Source organism: Caulobacter sp. GW821-FHT12D05, assembly GCF_058807295.1.
On the sequence record NZ_JBXAQO010000004.1, the window covers coordinates 19,009 to 37,800 of the forward strand.

Sequence of the window (18,792 nt, forward strand, 5' to 3'; positions counted from 1 at the left end):
GCCTCGGGGCGTAATACGGACGCGCGTAGGCGCTCCGCCGATGTAATCGTGAACGCGGGGATATAGGGGATAGGAGCGGGGAAGAAAAGGGGGATTCGTAAACTGGCGTAAATACGCTCTTGCGGTTTCCCACAACCTTGTGCGGTCAGGCTTTCAGCGAACCCCGTTCCGCTAGGCTTCCTTCTTGAAAGCCTTCATGGCCAGCGAGACGCCCAGGGCGATCAGGCAGACGAAGAATGCGACCTTGGTGATCGCGCCAGCGACGTCGACGACGAAGCCGAGAACGCCGAAGACGATCATGAGGACGAGCAGGACACCGGCGATCTTGAGCATGGCGGGTGAACGTGGGCCCGGCGCGAATGGTTCCGCTAGGCCCTCCAGAGACCGATCGAGCCCCCGGGTCCGCACAGCACCCCGGACTTCTCCGAGGTCAAGCGCACGGTGTTCATCGGCGCGGGCGAGATCCGCTCGAACGCCCCGCCCTTGCGGCTGACGATCGTGCCGGCCAGGCCCGTGGCCATGACCGTCGAGCCGTCGACCGAGACGCTGGACAGATAGCCCGGCGGGGCGTCGACCGCTTCGAAGGTGACCCGGCCAGGATCCAGCCGCGCGAGGTTCACGCCCTTGGCGGTCGGGTTCTTGTAGTCGCCGCCGCAGACCCACAGCGTATTGTGCTTGTCGAAGGCCACGGCGAACGCGCCGTTGGTCCCGGCGTCGGCCAGGATCGGCGTGTCCATGGCCACGAACACCCCGCCCCCGCCGCGCGACAGATAAACCCGCGCCTTGCCGGCCCCGCCGGTGCAGAAGGCCACCTGCCCACGCCTGCCGATCGCGATGCAGCCGTTGCTGGCCGCGAAGGCCCCTTCGTTCGGCGCGGCCGGCGGCACGCCCTCCGGCTTGAGTCGCGTCCAGGTCTCGCCGCCGTCGGCGGTGTAGAGCACGGTAAAGCGCCCCTGCGTCGGGTCGCCCAGGATGAAGCCGCGCCGGCCGTCGACGAAGGCGATCGAGTCCCAGAAGCCGTCCGGGTCCTGGTTGGTGTAGATCCGCTTCCAGGTCTTGCCGCCGTCCTTGGTGCGCCACAGCTGCGACTTCGGGCCGGGGCCAGCGCTCATCGCCAGCAGGTGATTGTCGCCGAAGGCGTGCAGCCCCCGGAAGTCCAGGTCCTCGGCGCCGATAATCCGCATGGGATCCTGCCGCTCGCCCTTGCCTCGGATCAGCCAGCCCTTCGAGCCCGAGGCCCAGTACGACTTGCCGCCCGTGGGCGACAGGCCACGCAGCTCGCTGTCGGTCGGCGAGGCCGGCATGACGATGCCGCCCAGGCCATCGCCCGCCAGGGCCGGTCCGGCCATCAGGGTCGCAACGCCGCCTGCGATCACGCCACGACGATGAATGGGCCGCTGCGCCGCCATGGTGATTCCTCCTGCGCTCGAGCCCAGAACCTTAGGCGCGGGCGCCCAAGCCGCAAGCAGGCGCGCGCATCGCAAATACTTCTCAAATCTGAAGCTTGACCAGATGCTACTTTTACGAGCGAATAAACCCAAGTGCCCGTGCGGCCACGCGTCTGTGCGCTTTCGTCCCTCGCCGCGCTCCAGCTTTCCCAAACACGCTTCACCTCCCTCCTGAAAGGATTGGGCGATGGCCTCCTCACGTCACGGCTCGGCCGTGCGCGGCCTCCTTGGTGTCCCGCAGTCCAGCATCCGGGACGCCCGCTTTGGCCGTATGTTCCGCAACCTCCCGCCGGCGGTGTTCGGCGAGCGAGACGATCAAGCCCGCGCCGCGCTCATCGCCCTCGCGCAGACGATGGTCCAGGGCGAGTTCGACGCCAAGATCGCCGCTGGCGAACCGGTCGACGTCGCGCTCGATGTGCCCGAGCCCGAGGACGAGAACCCGTCCATCCCGGCCGGCTACACCTATCTGGGCCAGTTCATCGACCACGACATCACGTTCGACCCGGTGTCGTCGCTGGACCGTTTCAACGACCCCGACGCCCTGCAGGACTTCCGCACGCCCAGGCTGGACCTCGACTCCGTCTACGGCTCGGGTCCGGACGACCAGCCCTTCCTGTACGAAGAGGACGGCAAGCACCTGCTGCTGGGCGACGACAAGGACTTCGACAAGTCGCGCAACGATCGGCCGGACCTGCCCCGCAACACCGCCGCCGTGCGCCGCGCCCTGATCGGCGACAAGCGCAACGACGAGAACCTGATCGTCTCCCAGCTGCACAGCCTGTTCCTGCGCTTCCACAACCGCGTGCTGGACACCGAGGCCGAAGGCGATTTCCTGGAGGCCCAGAGGATCGTCCGCTGGCACTATCAGTGGATCGTGCTGCACGACTTCCTGCCGCGCATCCTGGGCCCGGAGACCTATGAGGAGATCATCGGCGGCCAGGGCGAGTTCCCGGACCTGGCGGTCTACGACTCCAAGGGCCGTTACGCCTACATGCCGGTCGAGTTCGCGGTGGCGGCCTATCGCTACGGCCACTCGCAGGTGCGCCCCAGCTACTCGCTGAACCACATCGTCACCGGCGCCCAGCCCAACGTCCAGCCCTTCCACGGCAAGGACGCGACGTTCAATCGGATCCCGATCTTCTCGCTGTTCCCCCCTGAGCTGCCACAGCCGCTGGCCAACCTGAACGGCTTCCGGGAGCTGCCGGACTTCTGGTCCATCGACTGGGCGTTCTTCTATCCGGATCTCGAGCCGGACGGCGAGGTTCCGGCAGGCGCCGTGCTGCCGCAGCCCTCCTACAAGCTCGACACCGTGCTGGTCGATCCGCTGGAAAGCCTGCCGGACCACCAGCATCTGCCGATAGAACTGCGGTCCCTGGCGGTTCTGAACCTGTTGCGCGGCTGGCGGATGGAGCTGCCGTCCGGCCAGAGCGTCGCCCGGCGCCTGTCGGTCCCCGAACTGTCCGCCGAAGAGCTCTTCGACAACGAGGACGCCGATCGCAAGACCGCCCGCGCCAAGGTTCTGGCGGACCACCCGGCCCTCGGGACCAACACCCCGCTCTGGTTCTACATCCTGCGCGAGGCCGAACTGACCGACGGCGTCCACCTGGGTCCCGTGGGCGGCACGATCATCGCCGAGGTGCTGGCGGGCCTGATGATCGAGGACCGCCACTCGTTCCTGGCCCAATGGCCGACCTGGCGGCCGACCCTGCCGTCGGCGGTGGAGGGCCACTTCACCATGAGCGACCTGGTGCGCTTCACCGAAGGCAAGCCGCCTCCGGCGCCGGCGGCCTCGGCCGGCTAAGGCCCAAAAGAAAACGGCCTCGGAGGTTTCCCTCCGAGGCCGTTCGGCAGTTCCAAAAGGAACCTGATCCCTGCGAAAGCAGGGGCCAGATTACTTGATTTGGATCTTGGCGCCGGCTTCCGTCAGCTTCTTGGCGACTTCGTCGGCTTGAGCCTTCGAGACGTTTTCGACGACGTTCTGCGGAGCGCCTTCGACCAGGTCCTTGGCTTCCTTCAGGCCGAGGTCCGGACGGACGCCGCGGACTTCCTTGATCACGTTGATCTTCTTGTCGCCGCCGTCGACCAGGACAACGGTGAACTCGGTTTGCTCTTCAGCAGCTTCGGCCGGAGCGGCAGCGCCACCGCCAGCAGCGGCGACGGCGACCGGAGCGGCGGCCGAGACGCCCCACTTTTCTTCCAGCAGCTTCGACAGTTCAGCGGCTTCCAGCACCGACAGGGTGGACAGTTCTTCGACCAGCTTTTCGAGCTTCGACATGTGTCAGTTCCTTAGAGAGATTGGGATAGATTTGCGGGGATGACCGTTACGCGGCGTCTTTGGTCGCGTAGGCATTGAAGACGCGAGCCAGCTGGGCGGCCGGAGCCTGCAGGACGCCAGCGATCTTGGTCGCCGGAGCCTGGATGAGGCCGATAAGCTTGCCACGCAGTTCGTCCAGCGACGGGAGGGTCGCCAGAGCGCGAACGGCGCTCTCGTCCAGCACGTTGGTCTGGTCCAGGACGCCACCGACAATCTTGAGCTTGTCGTTTTCTTTGGCGAACTGCACCGCGATCTTCGCGGCCGAGACAGCGTCCGGGCCATAGGCGATGGCGACCGGGCCGGTGAAGAGCGTGTCGCCCTTTTCACCGAGCGAGCCGTCCAGAGCCTTGAGGGCCAGGGTGTTCTTCACAACCTTGATCGCGGCGCCTTCCTTGCGGAGGCGAAGACGAAGGTCGGTCATTTCCGCAACGGTCAGACCCATGTAGTGGGTCACGACGACAGCGCCGGCATCGGCGAAGACGCTTTTCAGCGACTCGATCGATTCCTGCTTTTGAGCGCGGTCCATTGCGGTCTCCTACTCAATAACAGCGGCCGGACCATTCCGGCAGCCAGATGCGGTCCCATGCGGAATTGCTCCCGCTTGCGAGTCGCATATGCCTGTTTCAAGGAAAGTCGGCCGCGTTCCGGTCTCGGACCTTTAGGTCACGAGCAGGAAGACTTGGCGTCTCTATCCCTGTCTCCCGACGGTGAGGAAGGGCCCTTCCTCGATTACGGCGTTGGTGACCCCACGCCCCGTAGTTCTCAAACAGGTTCTCCAGCGGACCCGAGAGTCCGTCGAAGAGGCGCGCCGTATAGACGAAGATGCGCGGGATATCAACAGGCCGCTTTAGGCGGCTTCACGCGCGCGACCGCCGGCGAAGATCTTCCGTCCGATCGCCCGGGCCCGCTCCAGGTGAGCGACCGGCGGCTCGGAGCCCGTCAGCAGCTCGGACGTGACCACCGGCGCGCCGCAATAGCCGAAGATCCCGTGGTCGATCTGGGTGCGCATGGCCCCGAAATAGCCGTGGCGAGCATAGGTGCGAAGGTCGGCCCCGCCGATCGCGACCAGGTGCACGGCCAGCCGCCCCAGCTTCTTCTCGGTGGTTCCGTCGCCGCGCTCCTCATACGCCCAGCCGTTGGCGAATACGCGGTCGATCCAGCCTTTCAGCAGGCCTGGCATCGACCACCAGTAGACGGGATAGACCAGCACCAGGGCGTCGGCCCGGTCCAGCCGCGCCTGCTCGGTCAGCACCGCCGCCGACGGCGGTCCGCGTCGCAGGTGGGCGTCGATGTCCGAAGCGGCGAAAGCCGCGTCAAAACCCTCGGCCGCCAGGTCGGCGATCTCGAAGCTGTGGTCTTCGCCCGAGGCGACCAGCCCCTCCCCGACCGCCTGGGCGACGGCGTGGGTCAGGGAGCCAGGGACGGGATGGGAGAGAACGACGAGAGCATGCATTGAGCACTCCTCGAAAGGCTTTGGGGAAAGCGTTGGAGAGTCTCGCAGGACCCTATATACTTTTAGTAAGTTACTTTTGGTATATAGCCATGTCAACCGCGCCGCCCCCCTCGCCCCGCCGCCGCCTGACCCGCGAGGACCGCTTGCGGCAACTGCTGGCGACCTCGTGGACCATCATCCGCGAGGACGGGACCGACGCCCTGACCCTGGGTCGGCTGGCCGAGCGCGCGGGCGTGACCAAGCCCGTGGTCTACGACCACTTCGGCACGCGCGACGGCCTGCTGATCGCGCTCTACGAAGCCTATGACGCCGTCCAGAACGCGGCGATGGACACCGCCCTCGCCGGCGCCGAAGCCACGCTGGAAGCCCGCGCTCGACTGATCGCCGGGGCCTATGTCGATTGCGTGCTGAAGCAGGGCCGCGAGATCCCCGGCGTGCTGGCGGCCCTGGCCGGCTCGCCGGCGCTGGAGGCGGCCAAACACGCCTATCTGACGACCTTCCTGGAGACCTGCCGGGCGCTGCTGGCGCCGTTCGCCCCGGACGGCGCGATCTCGACGGCGCGCCTGTGGGCGATGCTGGGCGCGGCCGAGACACTGTCGCGCGTGGCCGCCGCGGGACAGATCACCCCCGACGAGGCCAAGGCCGAGCTCTTCCGCGCCATCGTCGCCGTGGTCTAGGCCTCCAGCCGCGCCTTCATCGCCGCCAGCCCCATTTCCATCATCGGCCCCACGGTCTCCGCCGCCGCGTGAGGCAGGACGTCCGCCGTCCACACCGCCCGCGAGCGGCCTTCACCCGCGTCGAAGACCTGCATGACGCCGTTGTGGTGCGTCAGGCGCTCGCTCTGCGCCGCCCAGACCAGGCGGCGGCGGGCGTCGTCGCTGTCGACGATGACCTCCTTGACCACCATGCCGTTGCCGAAGGTCACCAGGCGGGCCGCACCATCGTCGACCATCTCGGTGTCGGTCACGAAGCCCGGGCACAGCCGCTCGTGGATCTTGCCCACATCGCGCACGGCGTCCCAGACCGAGTCAGGCGCCGCGTCGATGAGGATGTCCTTGTGGATCGAAGCCATGCCGTCCTCCCTTGCTGTTTGGCCTGAGAGATAGCAGCGTCTCCGACCGAGAACTGGCAGGAGGGGCTCCATGACTCGCAAGCTTATCGCCGGGGTCCGCCCCTTGTTCTTGGCAGCCCTGTTCCTGGCCATGGCCGGCCCGGCCTTCGCCGAACCCAAGCTCCCGCCGACGCCCCGCGCCGTGGTCGCCGATCCGGCGCGCGACAAGGACCGCCCGGCCGACATGGCCGCCTTCCAGGTCGACATCGCCGGCTCGAAGGTCAATGCGATCCTCTACACCGCCTCGGGCGCCGGGCCGCATCCGACGATGCTGTTCCTGCACGGCTTTCCCGGCAACGAGACCAATATCGACCTGCTGCAGGCCGTTCGCCGCGCCGGCTGGAACGCCATGCGGATCAACTATCGCGGCTCGTGGGGCAGCCAGGGGACGTTCAGCTTCGCCAACGCCCGCGCCGATGGTGAGGCCGCCGTCGCCTGGCTGCTCGATCCCGCCAATGTCGCCAAGCATCACATCGACCCCAAGCGCATCGTCGTGGCCGGCCACAGCATGGGCGGCTTCATGGCCGCCGACGCCGTCGCCGCCGAGCCTCGCGTAGCCGGGGCGGTGCTGATCGATTCCTGGGACATCGGCTCACGCAGCGAGCGGATCACCTCGGCCGAGGCCCGCAAGGCCGTGATCGAAGCCATGCGCCCCGATACCGCGCCGCTGGCCACGACGCCCGAGGCCCTGGTCGCCGAGATCGAGCGCGACGCCGACAAGCTGGACCTGGAGAAGCTGACCGCCAAGATCGCCGACCGCCCGCTGCTGCTGATCGGCGCCGAGTTCGCCGGCGCGCCGGGCACCCGCAAGCTGGCCGCCGCGGCCAATGCGGCCGGAGCGAAAGCGCTGACCGAGACCTACATGGCCACCGACCACAGCTTCTCGGACGCGCGCATCGCGCTGGAGGGCGAGGTGATCCGCTGGCTGGCGCGGTTCGAGCCCAAGAGCGCCGCGACCGCGCCCTTCCCGCCCCTGAAGGGCGCCTACGATCCGAACAACATCTTCGCCCGCATCATCCGGGGCGAGGCGCCCAGCTACAAGGTCTACGAGGACGCCGACGTCCTGGCCTTCATGGACCGCGCCCCGCTAGAGCCCGGCCACGTGCTGGTGATCTCCAAGACCTCCAAGGCCCGCAACCTGCTGGAGATGGATCCCAAGGACATCGCCAAGGTCATGGCCGTCGCCCAGAAGGTCGGCCAGGCGGAGGTCGACGCCCTGGGCCTGGAAGGCTTCCTGATCCTGCAGAACAACGGCGTCGGCCAGAGCGTGCCGCACCTGCATGTCCACGTGATCCCGCGCGTGGCGGGCAAGCCGGTCTATCTGGTCGAGAACAAGCCGGCCGATCCCAAGGACCTGGAGGCCATGGCCGCGAAGATCCGCGCGGCGATGAAGTAGTCAGACGCCCATGATCCGCTTGGCCGTGGCGTGCCAGAACGGCGTGTCCCACAGGGCGTGGACCGCGATCGTGAACGGCGCGGCAATGGCCAGCCAGACCCAGTAGGCGCGATGGACGCCCCGATTGCGGAGGACGTCCCATAGAAACATGGGAGCGATCGCCAGGAGCACGTAGAGATCCGAAGACAGCGGGCTGGCGGGCATGGTGGTCGGGATCCAGGTGACCCGGTCGAAGGCGGCCGACAGGGCGGTCGCGATGGACAGGATCATCATCCGCTTGTGAAAGCCGGGATCGGTCTTGCGCGCTCCGACGCCGATCAACACCAGGATCGGGAACAGAAACCCGACGCGCAGCTGCAGCAACATGATGTTCTCGATGAACACCAGAAGCTGCGCCATCTGGGCCCTGGCCAGCGGCGGCGCGAGCTGCGTCCCGACGAACACCTGATGGTACATGGTCGGGATCAGAATGAAGCCGACCACCACCAGCGCCGCCGCCAGCACGGCGCCCGCCACGCCCAGCAGACGATGCGAGGCGACACGGCCGGTCGCCACCAGCGTTGTCTGGGTCAGGAGCAACAGCAGGTAGCCGCCCATCAAGAGGGCGTGCAGGTGCAACACCAGCGGGAACGGCGGCCGCTGCCCAGCCTGTACCGCCGCGACCTTGTCCAGAGAGTCCGGAACGAAGCCGACAAGCACGATCGCCACGAAGCTGGCGGCCATGAACACATAGATCCAGCGATCGATAAACGCTGTGCGCTCGCCGGACAGCACGTCGGATCGCGCGCCGACGGCGGCGCGCGCTTGATCGATAGTCGTCATGGGATCCCTCCCCCCTTGGGCGGATGCCGAACGATGATCAAATAACGATGTTCGGTCAAGTTCGCGACATAGCGGGCGTGACGCAAAGGTCAGCGAAATTGCCCTATTTCAGGCGCGCTAGGGCCAATTCGCCCGCCGCCACGCCGGTCGCGAAACAGGCCTGCAGCAGATAGCCGCCGGTCGGGGCTTCCCAGTCCAGCATCTCGCCGGCCAGGAGCACCTCGGGGCGGCCCTTCAGGGCCAGGCCGTCCAAGCTCTCGAAGCGCGCGCCGCCGGCCGCCGAGATGGCGCGCTCCAGAGGCTGGACGGCGGTCAGCACGATCGGCGCGGCCTTGATCGCCGCCGCCAGCGCCGCCGGTTCGGCGGGCAAGTCCAGGCCATGCGCCTCGCGCAGGAGATTGACCTCGACCGGCGACAGCTTGACCGCCTTGCGCAGGAAGTTGGCCAGGCTCTGGCCGCCGCGCGACGCTTGCAGGCGGCGCTCCAGGGTCTCGGCCGGGATGTCGGGACGCAGGTCGATGGTCAGCACCGCCCGCCCTTCGGCCTCGATCGCGTCGCGCAGGCCGGCGGCCAGGGCGTAGACCGCCCCGCCCTCCAGGCCATAGCCGGCGACCATGGCGTCGCCCCGCGCGCTGGCCTCGCCGTGGCGCAGCCCCACGTTCTTCAGCGGCTCCCCGGCGAAGCGCTCGCGGAACACGGCGCTCCAGGTGACGTCGAAGCCGCAGTTGGCGGCGCGGAACGGCGCGATGTCGGCCATCTGCGCCAGCGTCGGGACCCAGGCCGCGTCCGAGCCCAGCTTGGCCCAGCTGGCCCCGCCCAAGGCCAACACCACCGCCTTGGCGCGCACGACCTCGCCATTGATCAACAGCCCGCCGTCGCCGCTCCAGCCGGTCCATTCGGCGCGGGTGCGCAGCTGCACGCCCAGCCCCTCCAGCCGCGCCAGCCACGCCCGCAGCAGCGGCGAGGCCTTCATCGCCTTGGGAAACACCCGGCCGCTGGCGCCGACGAAGGTCGGCTGCCCCAGCCCCTCGGCCCAGGCGACCAGGTCCTTGGGCGCGAATGCCTCCAGCATCGGACGCAGAGCCTCCGACCGCGCGCCATAGCGCTGGGCGAACCGCTCGAAGTCTTCGGAATGGGTGAGGTTCAGCCCCCCACGCCCGGCCATCAGGAACTTGCGCCCGAAGGTCGGCATCTTCTCGAACACGGCCACGGACTTCCCGGCCCGCGCCACGGTCTCGGCCGCCATCAGCCCGGCCGGCCCGCCGCCGATCACGGCGACGTCGAGAATGTCGTCTTGGCTCATGCGCCTTGGATCAAAGAAAAAGGGCGGAGCCGCAAGGCCCCGCCCTTCTCATTTCGTGGCTTCAATCAGCGATTAGCCGACCGAGGCGACGTCCACCTTGAAGCCCGGGCCCATCGTCGACGACAGGCCGATACGCTTCACGTAGATGCCCTTGGCGCCCGAGGGCTTCGAGCGGTTCAGGGCTTCGATCAGAGCCTTGACGTTGATGACCAGGGCTTCGTCCGTGAACGAGGCCTTGCCGATGCCGGCGTGGACGATACCAGCCTTCTCGACGCGGAACTCGACGGCGCCGCCCTTGGCGTCCTTGACGGCTTGGCCGACGTTCGGGGTCACGGTGCCGACCTTCGGGTTCGGCATCAGGCCGCGCGGGCCCAGCACCTTACCGAGGCGACCGACCAGGGCCATCATGTCCGGCGACGCGATGACGCGATCGAAGTCCATGAAGCCGCCGGCGATCTTTTCGTACAGGTCTTCGGCGCCGACGTGCTCGGCGCCCGCCGCGGTGGCTTCAGCCGCCTTGGCGTCCTTGGCGAAGACGGCGACGCGGACGTCACGGCCCGTGCCCGACGGCAGGTTCACGACGCCACGGACCTGTTGGTCGGCGTGACGCGGGTCGACGCCGAGGTTGACCGAGATTTCGATCGACTCGTCGAACTTGGCCTTGGCGTTGGCCTTCACCAGGGCGATGGCGGCTTCGACCGTGTGGGTCGCGTCGCGGTCGCCGGTCCAGGCTTGGATGCGCTTGGGTTGCTTAGCCATGTGATTAGGCCTCCACGATCTTCAGGCCCATGGCCTTGGCGGAGCCTTCGATGATCTTGGCCGCGGCCTCGATGTCGTTGGCGTTCAGGTCCTTCATCTTCTTTTCGGCGATCTCGCGCAGCTGGGTGCGCGTGACTTCACCGACGGTCTCACGACCGGTCAGCTTCGCGCCCGACTTCAGGCCGGTGGCCTGCTTCAGGTAGTGCGTCGCCGGGGGCGTCTTGGTGATGAAGGTGAACGACTTGTCTTGGTAGACAGTGATCACGGTCGGCAGGGGGGTGCCCTTTTCGACGTTCTCGGTGCGCGCGTTGAACTCCTTGCAGAAGCCCATGATGTTGACGCCGCGCTGACCCAGAGCCGGGCCGATGGGGGGCGAAGGCGTGGCCGAGCCAGCCTTCACCTGGAGCTTGATGTAGCCCAGGATCTTCTTAGCCATAGTGTCCTCACTTGTGAGCCGTGGTGCGGGCTTGGCGGCCCTTCCACGGATTTGAACCTGTCGCCATAACGACAAGCACGCCCCAGGACGCGAGGTCCGGGAGCGAGGCGGGGCGTGTAGCAGGCGGGGGACACGGAGTCAAAGGTCGCAATGGGGGCAGGGCAGCGCCGCCTGTGATTATGTAACGCGTTCTCAGAGTCGTTCGCAAAAGCTATAGAGCGGCCATGGTCAAGACGACGACATGGCAGCGGAACCTGGGAGGCCTTCTGGTCGCCTGCGTCCTGGCCTTGCTCGTCCTGATCCCGGCCGTCGCCTCGGCCGCTTGCGTCTGCGACGAACGTCCGGCCAGCGCCGAGCAGACGATCCAGGCCGACCAGAAGCACGACAGCGCGCCTTGCAAGGCCGCCTGCTGCCTGGGCGGTCACTGCCATCACGGCGGTTCGCTGATCGACGCGCCGGTCCTGGCCGTCTCCGCGCCAGCGCCCAAGACCGCCGAGCACATCCTGGTCGCCGCCCTGGCCCCGGCCTCGCACAGCCCCTCCCCGCTCGACCACCCGCCTCGCGCCTGACGGCTCGCGCGCCCTCGGCGCGCCGTCGTCCTGTCATTGCGAGGAATCTTCATGTCATCGAACCGGTGGCCGCTGCGTGCGGCCTTGGCGTCCGTCGCCTGCGGCGCGCTCTGGAGCGCGGCCCAGGCCCAGACCGCGCCGCCCCTGGAAACCCTGCTGCGCGAGGCCTCGGCCCCACGCCTGATCGTCGGCGAGGCCGAGACCCGCGCCGCCGAAGGGCGCGCTCTCCAGGCCCGCGCCCGGCCCAACCCCACCCTGGACCTGCAGGTCGAGAACGTCGGGGGCGACGGCCCCTATCGCGACTTCCAGAGCGCCGAGACCACCCTGTCGGTCGGCCAGACCCTGGAACTGGGCGGCAAGCGCGGCGCGCGCGTCGCCGCCGCTAGAGCCGAGCTGGACACGGCCCGCTCGCGCGCCGACCAGAACCGGGTCGCCTTCGCCCGCGACCTTTCCGTGGCCTATGCCACCGCCGAGGCGGCCGGCGAGCGGCTGGTCCTGGCCAAGGACAGCGTCGAGCTGGCCCAGGCCGACGCCCGCGCCGCCCGGCTGTTGGTCGACAACGGCAAGGAAGCCGAGCTGCGCGCCTTGCAGGCCCAAGCAGCGGTGTCGGCGGCGCAGGCCGAGCAGTCCCGCGCCGAGGCCGAAGCCGGCGCCGCCCTCGCGCGGCTGTCGGCCCTGATCGGCGGCGAGCAGACCTATGTCGCCGTGACGCCGGGCGTGCTGGATCGCGGCTGGATCGCCTCCGCCGTCAGCGCCCAGTCCCCGGCAGTCGCCGTCGCCCAGGCCGAACAACAGACCGCCGTGCGCAAGCTGGACCTGGAACGCCGCCGCGCCGCGCCGGACGTCACGCTGAGCTTCGGCGTCCGACGGCTGGCCGGAGACGACGCCACCGCCGCCGTGGCCGGGGTCTCGCTGCCCCTGCCGCTGTTCGACCGCAACCGTGGCGCGGTGAAAGCGGCCCAGGCCGAGGCCGACGCCGCTCGCGCCCGCTTGCTGATCGCCCAAGCCGACGCCACCGCCGATCGGCGCGGCGCCGAGGGCGAAGCCCGCGCGGCCGAACGCTCGACCGCCGCCGCCCGCGAGGGCGAAGCCGCCGCGCGTGAAGCCTATCGCCTGGCCAAGCTGGGCTACGAGGCCGGCAAGCTGCCGCTGCTGGAACTGCTCTCCGCGCGCCGCGACCTGGTCGCCGCCCGTCAACGCCACATCGAAGCGCGCCTGGCGCGCGCCAAGGCCTCGGCGGATCTCGCCCAGGCCAACGGACAGATCGCCTTTGGAGGCGCCCAATGACCAACCGCAATTGGATCCTGGCCGGAACGGCCATCGCCTTGATCGCTGCCGCCGGCCTGGGCTTTGGCCTGGGTCGGATGACCGACAAGGCCCCCGCCGCCGTTGAAGGCCACGCCGAAGAAGAAGCCGCCCATGAGGAAGGCTTCGTCGCCCTCTCCGCCGCCGATGCGACCAAGGCCGGCGTGCTGACCACCACGATCGGACGCGGCGGCGGCTCGGAGCTGGTGCTGCCCGGCCGCGTCGCCCTGGCCGCCAACGCCTCGGCCGCCCTGGGCGCGCCGGTGTCGGGCACGGTCGAGCGCGTCCACGTCGCCGCCGGTGATCGCGTGGCCGCTGGCGCCGCGATCGCCACCCTGCGCAGCGCCGAGGGCGCGGGCGCACGGGCCAGCGTCGACGCCGCCTCGGCTGGCGCCCGCGCCGCCCAGGCCGCCGCCTCCCGCGACCGCCGCCTGTTCGAGGCCGGCGTCGTCGCCCGCCAGGACTGGGAGGCTAGCCAAGCGGCCGCCGACAAGGCTCAGGCCGAGCTGCGCGCCGCCCGCGCCCAGGTCGCCGCCCAAGGCGGGCCCAGCGCCGGCGGCGTCGCCACCTTGCGCGCGCCCATCGCCGGCATCGTCACCCGCATCGACACACGGGTCGGCGGTTTCCTGACTCAAGGCGGCCTGGTCGCCGAGATCGCCGATCAGAGTGCGGTCGAATACGTCTTCGACGCGCCGCCCGCCTCGGCCGATGCGATCAAGGTCGGCGACGAGGTGCTGGTCCGGCGGCCCGACGGCGGCGAGGCCAGCGCGCGTATCATCGCCGTGGCCCCCAGCGCCCTGGGCGCCGGCGCGGCCGTGGTGCGCGCCAAGCCCACCGCGCCTGCCCCGCAGATCGGCTCCATCGTCTCGGCTCGGGTGATCCTGGCCAAGGGCGCAGGCGGCCTGACCGTGCCCGCCGACGCTGTCCAGACCCTGGAGGGCCGCACCGTGGTGTTCGTCGCCGAGCCCAAGGGCTTCCGCGCAACACCGGTGGTCACCGGCCGCATCGCCGCCGGGTCGGTCGAGATCCTGAAAGGCCTGAGCGGCGGCGAGACCCTCGCCGGCAAGGGCGCCTTCCGGCTCAAGGCCGAGCTCGGCAAGGGCGAAGCGGGGCACGAGGACTGATCATGCTCAATCGTCTCATCGACCTTTCGGTCCGCTTCCGCTGGATCGTCGTCCTGCTGGCCGTGGCGCTGTTCGCGTTCGGCCTGCAACAGCTGTCGCGCCTGCCCATCGACGCCGTGCCCGACATCACCAACCGCCAGGTGCAGATCAACACCGTCGCCCCGGCCCTCGGCCCCGAGGAGGTCGAGCGCCAGGTGACCTTCCCGCTCGAAACCGCGCTGGCGGGCGTGCCGGGCCTGGTCGAGACCCGCTCGCTGTCGCGGCACGGCTTCTCGCAGATCACCGCCGTGTTCACCGAGAGCACCGATCTCTATTTCGCCCGCACCCTGGTCAATGAGCGCCTGCAGGCCGCCCGCGCCAGCCTGCCCGACGGGCTGGAGCCCGGCATGGGGCCGCCGGTCACGGGCCTGGGCGAGGTCTATATCTGGACCGTCGAGTTCAAGGGCGCCGCCGCTCGCACCGGCGTTCCCTACGTCACGCCCGAGGGCGAGACCCTGCGGACCGACATCGAGAAGGCCACCTACCTGCGCACCGTCCAGGACTGGATCGTGGCCCCGCAGCTGAAGACCCTGAACGGAGTCGCTGGCGTCGATGTGCTGGGCGGCTACGTCAAGGAATATGCCGTCCACCCAGACCCGGCCAAGTTGGCGGCGCGCGGCATCAGCCTGCCGCAGTTGGTCGAGGCCCTGGAACACTCGAACCGCATCGCCGGGGCCGGCTACGTCCAGCGTGGCGGCGAGGCCTATATCGTCCGCACCGACGCGCGGGTGAAAAGCCTGGCCGAGCTGGCCGACACCCCGATCGGCCGTCGCAACGGCGCGATCGTCAAGGTCTCGGACGTCGCGACGGTCGCCCTGGGCCACGCCCCGCGGCTGGGCTCGGCCAGCGAGAACGGCCGCGAGGTGGTGATCGGCACCGCCCTGATGCTGGTCGGCGAGAACAGCCGCACCGTGGCGGCACGGGTCGACGAGCGCCTCAAGACCATCGCCGCCAGCCTGCCGCCCGACGTGGTGGTCAAGCCGGTGCTGGACCGCACCCGCCTAATCGACGCCACCATCCGCACGGTCGAGCACAATCTTACGGTCGGCGCCCTGCTGGTCATCGCGGTGCTGTTCCTGGCCCTGGGCAACTTCCGCGCCGCCCTGATCACGGCTTTGGTCATCCCGCTGTCCTTCCTGATCGCCGCCATCGCCATGCGACGGTTCGGGATCAGCGGCAACCTGATGAGCCTGGGGGCGCTGGACTTCGGTCTGATCGTCGACGGCGCCGTGGTGGTGATCGAGAACACCCTCGGTCGCCTGGCCCTGCGTCGCCAGACCGAAGGCCGCGACCTGACCGCCGGCGAGCGCCTGTCGGTCGCGGTCGAGGCCGCCAAGGAGATGGCCCGCCCCGCCGCCTTCGGCCAGGCGATCATCCTGTTGGTCTATGCCCCGCTGCTGACCTTCGAGGGCGTCGAGGGCAAGATGTTCACGCCCATGGCCGCCACGGTGATGTTCGCCCTGGCCGGCGCCTTCGTGCTGTCCCTGACCCTGGTCCCGGCCCTGACCGCCCTGGCGGTGCGCGAGCCGACGGGTCACGGCGAAACCAAGGCCATGAAGGCCGTCCGCACACGCTTCGAGCCCGTGCTGCGCGCCGCCGTGGCCCGCCCCAAGGCCGTGGCCGGCGGCGCCGTTCTGGCGCTGATGCTTGGCCTCGTCGCCTTCTTCGCCCTGGGCCGCGAGTTCGCCCCGACGCTGGATGAGGGCGACCTGCTGGTCCAGGCCAGCCGCGTGCCCTCGATCTCGCTGGAAGAAAGCCAGGCCATGCAGTTCGAGGTCGAGAAGGCGCTCTCGGCCCAGCCCGAGGTCGCCCTGGTCTTCACCCGCACCGGCACGGCCGAGATCGCCTCCGACCCCATGCCGCCCAGCGCCTCGGACACCTTCGTGATCCTGAAGCCCCGCAAGGATTGGCCAAATCCCGGCCTCTCCAAGGCCGAGCTGGTCGAGCGCATGGAGGGCGATTTCAGCAAGCTGATCGGCAACGCCTACGAGTTCACCCAGCCGATCCAGATGCGCTTCAACGAGCTGATCGCCGGGGTGCGCTCGGACGTGGCGGTCAAGGTTTATGGCGACGACTTCGCGGCCATGAGCCGGACCGCCGACCAGGTCGCCGCGACCTTGCGCAAGGTCCCCGGCGCGGCGGATGTGAAGGTCGAGCAGATCTCGGGCCAGCCGACGATCACCGCCAGCGTCAACCGCACGGCCGCCGCGGCCTTGGGAGTTCACGCCAGCGACGCCGCCGACGCCCTGGAGATCGGCCTGGGCGGGCGCGAGGCCGGCCACATCCTGGAGGGCGACCGCCGTTTTGACGTGGTCGTGCGCCTGGACGACGCCAAGCGCGCCGATCCGGCGGCCATGGGCCAGCTGCCCGTGGTCTCGGAGAGCGAAGGCGGCAGCGCCGTCCCGCTGTCCAGCATCGCCCGCTTCGACACCGCCGAGGGTCCCAACCAGGTCAGCCGCGAGAACGGCAAGCGCCGCATCGTGGTGCAGGCCAATGTGCGCGGCCGCGACCTGGGCGGCTTCGTCAAGGACGCGCAGGCCGCCGTGGCCAGGGACGTCAAACCGACGCCCGGCTCATGGTTGGACTGGGGCGGTCAGTTCGAGAACCTGGAACGGGCCAGCGCGCGTCTGGCGATCATCGTGCCGGTCGTCTTCCTGGTGATCGCCGTGCTGCTGTTCTTCGCCCTGGGCTCGGCGACCGAGGCGGCGCTGGTCTTCGCCTGCGTGCCCCTGGCCCTGGTCGGCGGGGCGCTGGCCCTGTTGCTGCGGGGGATGCCGTTCTCGATCTCGGCGGCCGTCGGCTTCATCGCCGTCTCGGGCGTGGCGACCTTGAACGGCCTAGTGCTGATGCAGAGCATCAAGCAACGGATCGAGGGCGCGGACGACCTGGCCGCCGCCGTCATCGACGGCACGGTCGGCCGCTTGCGGGCGGTGCTGACCACGGCGCTGGTGGCGATCCTGGGCTTCATCCCGATGGCGCTGGCCATCGGGCCGGGCGCGGAGGTGCAGAAGCCGCTGGCGACGGTGGTGGTCGGCGGCCTGCTGACCTCCACCGTGCTCACGTTGCTCGTGCTGCCCAGCTTCTACGTCTGGCTGGGCAGGCGTAGGAACGTCAGGCCTTAGCGGCCCGACGCAGGTCTTCCTGGGGCAGGACGCCATACTCCCGCCCCAGGCTGATCAGCTGCTCGGCCAGGCCGTCCAGCTGAGCCTCGGAGTGGGCGGCCGAGATGGCGCAGCGCAGCAGGCTCTCGCCCGAGGGCGTGGCCGGCGGCAGGCCGACATTGACGTAGTAGCCGCGGTCCAGCAGCGCCCGCCACATGGCCAGGGTCGTCAGCTCAGAGTCGAGGCACACGGCGACGATCGGGCTGGCGATCGAGCCCAGTTGGAAGCCGGCGTCGGCCAGGGCGCCGTAGAAGCGGTTGACGTTGTTCCACAGCTTCTCGCGCAGCTGCGGACGCTCACGGACGGCCGCCAGGGCCGCGCGCACCGAGGCCACGGTCGCCGGCGGCAGTGAGGCGGTGAACATGTAGGGGCGGCAGGCCACGCGCAGGATGTCGAACTGCTCGAGGTTGGAGACGCAGTAGCCGCCCACCGCGCCCAGGCTCTTGGAGAAGGTGCCGACGATGAAGTCGACATTGTCCAGCACGCCGACGGCCTCGGCCAGGCCGCAGCCGCGCTCGCCCAGCACGCCCATCGAGTGGGCCTCGTCGACCAGGATGTAGGCGCCGTAGCGACGGGCGACCTCGACCATCTCCTTCAGCGGAGCCATGTCGCCCAGCATCGAATAGATGCCCTCGACCACCACCAGCTTGTTGCCCGGCTCGTCCTTCACGCGGCGCAGGCGCGCCTCCAGGCTGGCCGGGTCGTTGTGCTTGAAGCGGATGGCGCTGGCCTGCGTCTGCTTGCAGGCGTCGTAGATCGACGCGTGGCTGTCGGCGTCCAGCAGCAGGAAGTCGCCGGCCCCGACCAGGGTCGAGATGACGCCCAGATTGGCCTGGTAGCCGGTCGAGAAGACCATCGCATGGGCCATGCCGTGGAAGTCGGCGATCTCGCGCTCCAGGGCCACGTGCTCGGAGAACGAGCCGTTGGCGATCCGCGACCCGCAGGTACCGGTACCCTCGCGGCGCACGGCTTCGGCGGCGGCCTCGATACACGCCGGATCGAAGGCCAGGCCCAGATAGTTGTGCGTGCCTACGGTCACGGTTTTTCGACCGTTGATCTCGGCCTCGGTGGCGGACAGCAGCCTGTCCATCACCACGCCCGTGGGCATTTGTCCGGAGGCGCGAGCGGTTTCGTAGCGCGCCATCAGGGCGGAATGGGTGTCGAAGATGCCCAATTCAGTGTTTTCCGAGTCTTGAGACGATGTAGGCGGCCAAGTTCTCGGCGGTGCGGAACTGGGCCAGTCGATTGAGTGGGATCGAGATGTCGAAGTGGTCCTCGATGTCGAGCACCGCGTTCATCACGCTCAGGGAGTCGATGTGCAGGTCGGTCATGATGTCGGTCTTCGGCGTCATGGCCTGGCCCGCCGGGGCATAGGGTTGCAGGGTCTGGAGGACGTAGGCGGCCACCGTGGCGACCACCGGATCGTCGACCATACGGTCATCCGATGACAGCCGCGCGCAGTCGCCTTCGATAACCTCGAGAGGCATCGAAACCACCACGGCATGGCCGTTGTCCCCTGTCTGCGACTTGGTGATAGGCCCCCCCATCGCGC

The 18,792-nt window shown here is 69.1% G+C and carries 19 protein-coding genes; 7 read left to right on the forward strand and 12 right to left on the reverse strand.

Annotated features, from left to right (window positions below; genetic code table 11):
• Positions 1-171: 171 nt before the first annotated feature.
• Together AC1RRR_RS18055 and AC1RRR_RS18060 are read right to left on the reverse strand one after the other, a co-directional pair.
• Complete coding sequence (locus AC1RRR_RS18055; protein WP_492815303.1) at positions 172-333, reverse strand: hypothetical protein; 162 nt, start codon at positions 331-333, stop codon at positions 172-174.
• Between the two features lie 35 nt (positions 334-368).
• Positions 369-1,409 carry a WD40/YVTN/BNR-like repeat-containing protein gene (locus AC1RRR_RS18060; RefSeq protein WP_492815304.1) on the reverse strand — a complete coding sequence of 347 codons (1,041 nt, stop codon included), beginning with the start codon at positions 1,407-1,409 and terminating at the stop codon, positions 369-371.
• A gap of 226 nt (positions 1,410-1,635) precedes the next feature.
• Between AC1RRR_RS18060 and AC1RRR_RS18065 the strand changes: the two genes are divergently transcribed.
• A complete protein-coding gene (locus AC1RRR_RS18065) occupies positions 1,636-3,249 on the forward strand; it encodes a peroxidase family protein (RefSeq protein WP_492815305.1) in 1,614 nt (537 codons plus the stop codon).
• A 90-nt stretch (positions 3,250-3,339) separates the two neighbouring features.
• Here the strand turns inward: AC1RRR_RS18065 and rplL are convergent, their stop codons facing one another.
• The 3 genes from rplL to AC1RRR_RS18080 all read right to left on the reverse strand — a co-directional run bounded on the left by rplL (position 3,340) and on the right by AC1RRR_RS18080 (position 5,215).
• Entirely contained in the window at positions 3,340-3,723 is a 384-nt protein-coding gene (gene rplL / locus AC1RRR_RS18070) for a 50S ribosomal protein L7/L12 (RefSeq protein ID WP_492815306.1), read from the reverse strand.
• Positions 3,724-3,769: 46 nt separating this feature from the next.
• Positions 3,770-4,288, reverse strand: coding sequence for a 50S ribosomal protein L10 (gene rplJ / locus AC1RRR_RS18075; protein ID WP_492815307.1), 519 nt, complete (start codon positions 4,286-4,288; stop codon positions 3,770-3,772).
• A gap of 321 nt (positions 4,289-4,609) precedes the next feature.
• Positions 4,610-5,215 (reverse strand): NAD(P)H-dependent oxidoreductase, encoded by a 606-nt coding sequence (locus AC1RRR_RS18080; RefSeq protein WP_492815308.1) that lies wholly within the window; start codon positions 5,213-5,215, stop codon positions 4,610-4,612.
• An 89-nt stretch (positions 5,216-5,304) separates the two neighbouring features.
• Here AC1RRR_RS18080 and AC1RRR_RS18085 point away from each other — a divergent pair, with 89 nt between their 5' ends.
• On the forward strand, positions 5,305-5,892 hold the full coding sequence (locus AC1RRR_RS18085; protein WP_492815309.1) for a TetR/AcrR family transcriptional regulator: 588 nt from the start codon (positions 5,305-5,307) through the stop codon (positions 5,890-5,892).
• On the opposite strand, the gene AC1RRR_RS18090 is transcribed toward AC1RRR_RS18085, so the two are convergent.
• A complete protein-coding gene (locus tag AC1RRR_RS18090) occupies positions 5,889-6,287 on the reverse strand; it encodes an SRPBCC family protein (RefSeq protein ID WP_492815310.1) in 399 nt (132 codons plus the stop codon). The genes AC1RRR_RS18085 and AC1RRR_RS18090 overlap by 4 nt on opposite strands.
• Before the next feature lie 70 nt (positions 6,288-6,357).
• Between AC1RRR_RS18090 and AC1RRR_RS18095 the strand changes: the two genes are divergently transcribed.
• On the forward strand, positions 6,358-7,722 hold the full coding sequence (locus AC1RRR_RS18095) for an alpha/beta fold hydrolase (RefSeq protein ID WP_492815311.1): 1,365 nt from the start codon (positions 6,358-6,360) through the stop codon (positions 7,720-7,722).
• On the opposite strand, the gene AC1RRR_RS18100 is transcribed toward AC1RRR_RS18095, so the two are convergent.
• The 4 genes from AC1RRR_RS18100 to rplK all read right to left on the reverse strand — a co-directional run bounded on the left by AC1RRR_RS18100 (position 7,723) and on the right by rplK (position 11,042).
• The gene (locus tag AC1RRR_RS18100) at positions 7,723-8,544 is read right to left on the reverse strand and encodes a hypothetical protein (RefSeq protein WP_492815312.1); all 822 of its coding nucleotides are present in this window, start codon (positions 8,542-8,544) and stop codon (positions 7,723-7,725) included. It abuts the gene before it with no gap.
• 103 nt (positions 8,545-8,647) lie between these two features.
• Complete coding sequence (locus AC1RRR_RS18105; RefSeq protein ID WP_492815313.1) at positions 8,648-9,847, reverse strand: TIGR03862 family flavoprotein; 1,200 nt, start codon at positions 9,845-9,847, stop codon at positions 8,648-8,650.
• A 72-nt stretch (positions 9,848-9,919) separates the two neighbouring features.
• Entirely contained in the window at positions 9,920-10,606 is a 687-nt protein-coding gene (gene rplA / locus AC1RRR_RS18110; protein WP_492815314.1) for a 50S ribosomal protein L1, read from the reverse strand.
• A 4-nt stretch (positions 10,607-10,610) separates the two neighbouring features.
• Entirely contained in the window at positions 10,611-11,042 is a 432-nt protein-coding gene (gene rplK, locus AC1RRR_RS18115) for a 50S ribosomal protein L11 (protein WP_172269646.1), read from the reverse strand.
• A gap of 224 nt (positions 11,043-11,266) precedes the next feature.
• On the opposite strand from rplK, the gene AC1RRR_RS18120 reads away from it, so the two are divergent.
• From AC1RRR_RS18120 to AC1RRR_RS18135, 4 genes are read left to right on the forward strand one after another with little or no spacing between them, the layout of a single operon-like run.
• Entirely contained in the window at positions 11,267-11,611 is a 345-nt protein-coding gene (locus AC1RRR_RS18120) for a hypothetical protein (RefSeq protein WP_492815315.1), read from the forward strand.
• A gap of 51 nt (positions 11,612-11,662) precedes the next feature.
• The gene (locus AC1RRR_RS18125; RefSeq protein ID WP_492815316.1) at positions 11,663-12,898 is read left to right on the forward strand and encodes a TolC family protein; all 1,236 of its coding nucleotides are present in this window, start codon (positions 11,663-11,665) and stop codon (positions 12,896-12,898) included.
• Positions 12,895-14,040, forward strand: coding sequence for an efflux RND transporter periplasmic adaptor subunit (locus AC1RRR_RS18130; RefSeq protein WP_492815317.1), 1,146 nt, complete (start codon positions 12,895-12,897; stop codon positions 14,038-14,040). Before AC1RRR_RS18125 ends, AC1RRR_RS18130 begins: the two co-directional genes overlap by 4 nt.
• A gap of 2 nt (positions 14,041-14,042) precedes the next feature.
• Positions 14,043-17,201 (forward strand): efflux RND transporter permease subunit, encoded by a 3,159-nt coding sequence (locus AC1RRR_RS18135; RefSeq protein ID WP_492815318.1) that lies wholly within the window; start codon positions 14,043-14,045, stop codon positions 17,199-17,201.
• Here the strand turns inward: AC1RRR_RS18135 and spt are convergent.
• Together spt and AC1RRR_RS18145 are read right to left on the reverse strand one after the other, a co-directional pair.
• The gene (gene spt / locus AC1RRR_RS18140; RefSeq protein WP_492815319.1) at positions 17,191-18,414 is read right to left on the reverse strand and encodes a serine palmitoyltransferase; all 1,224 of its coding nucleotides are present in this window, start codon (positions 18,412-18,414) and stop codon (positions 17,191-17,193) included. The two genes, AC1RRR_RS18135 and spt, sit on opposite strands and share 11 nt — an antisense overlap.
• 1 nt (position 18,415) lies before the next feature.
• On the reverse strand, positions 18,416-18,727 hold the full coding sequence (locus AC1RRR_RS18145) for an acyl carrier protein (RefSeq protein WP_492815320.1): 312 nt from the start codon (positions 18,725-18,727) through the stop codon (positions 18,416-18,418).
• Positions 18,728-18,792 lie beyond the last annotated feature (65 nt).

Excerpts from the sequence above, each read along its gene's own strand:
- AC1RRR_RS18145 (WP_492815320.1), bottom strand. The coding sequence starts at position 18,727 with ATGCCTCTCGAGGTTATCGAAGGCGACTGCGCGCGGCTGTCATCGGAT.
- AC1RRR_RS18060 (WP_492815304.1), bottom strand. The coding sequence starts at position 1,409 with ATGGCGGCGCAGCGGCCCATTCATCGTCGTGGCGTGATCGCAGGCGGC.
- rplA (WP_492815314.1), bottom strand. The coding sequence starts at position 10,606 with ATGGCTAAGCAACCCAAGCGCATCCAAGCCTGGACCGGCGACCGCGAC.
- AC1RRR_RS18135 (WP_492815318.1), top strand. The coding sequence starts at position 14,043 with ATGCTCAATCGTCTCATCGACCTTTCGGTCCGCTTCCGCTGGATCGTC.
- rplL (WP_492815306.1), bottom strand. The coding sequence starts at position 3,723 with ATGTCGAAGCTCGAAAAGCTGGTCGAAGAACTGTCCACCCTGTCGGTG.
- AC1RRR_RS18130 (WP_492815317.1), top strand. The coding sequence starts at position 12,895 with ATGACCAACCGCAATTGGATCCTGGCCGGAACGGCCATCGCCTTGATC.
- AC1RRR_RS18105 (WP_492815313.1), bottom strand. The coding sequence starts at position 9,847 with ATGAGCCAAGACGACATTCTCGACGTCGCCGTGATCGGCGGCGGGCCG.
- rplJ (WP_492815307.1), bottom strand. The coding sequence starts at position 4,288 with ATGGACCGCGCTCAAAAGCAGGAATCGATCGAGTCGCTGAAAAGCGTC.
- rplK (WP_172269646.1), bottom strand. The coding sequence starts at position 11,042 with ATGGCTAAGAAGATCCTGGGCTACATCAAGCTCCAGGTGAAGGCTGGC.
- AC1RRR_RS18090 (WP_492815310.1), bottom strand. The coding sequence starts at position 6,287 with ATGGCTTCGATCCACAAGGACATCCTCATCGACGCGGCGCCTGACTCG.
- AC1RRR_RS18080 (WP_492815308.1), bottom strand. The coding sequence starts at position 5,215 with ATGCATGCTCTCGTCGTTCTCTCCCATCCCGTCCCTGGCTCCCTGACC.
- AC1RRR_RS18055 (WP_492815303.1), bottom strand. The coding sequence starts at position 333 with ATGCTCAAGATCGCCGGTGTCCTGCTCGTCCTCATGATCGTCTTCGGC.
- AC1RRR_RS18065 (WP_492815305.1), top strand. The coding sequence starts at position 1,636 with ATGGCCTCCTCACGTCACGGCTCGGCCGTGCGCGGCCTCCTTGGTGTC.
- AC1RRR_RS18125 (WP_492815316.1), top strand. The coding sequence starts at position 11,663 with ATGTCATCGAACCGGTGGCCGCTGCGTGCGGCCTTGGCGTCCGTCGCC.
- AC1RRR_RS18085 (WP_492815309.1), top strand. The coding sequence starts at position 5,305 with ATGTCAACCGCGCCGCCCCCCTCGCCCCGCCGCCGCCTGACCCGCGAG.
- AC1RRR_RS18100 (WP_492815312.1), bottom strand. The coding sequence starts at position 8,544 with ATGACGACTATCGATCAAGCGCGCGCCGCCGTCGGCGCGCGATCCGAC.
- AC1RRR_RS18095 (WP_492815311.1), top strand. The coding sequence starts at position 6,358 with ATGACTCGCAAGCTTATCGCCGGGGTCCGCCCCTTGTTCTTGGCAGCC.
- AC1RRR_RS18120 (WP_492815315.1), top strand. The coding sequence starts at position 11,267 with ATGGTCAAGACGACGACATGGCAGCGGAACCTGGGAGGCCTTCTGGTC.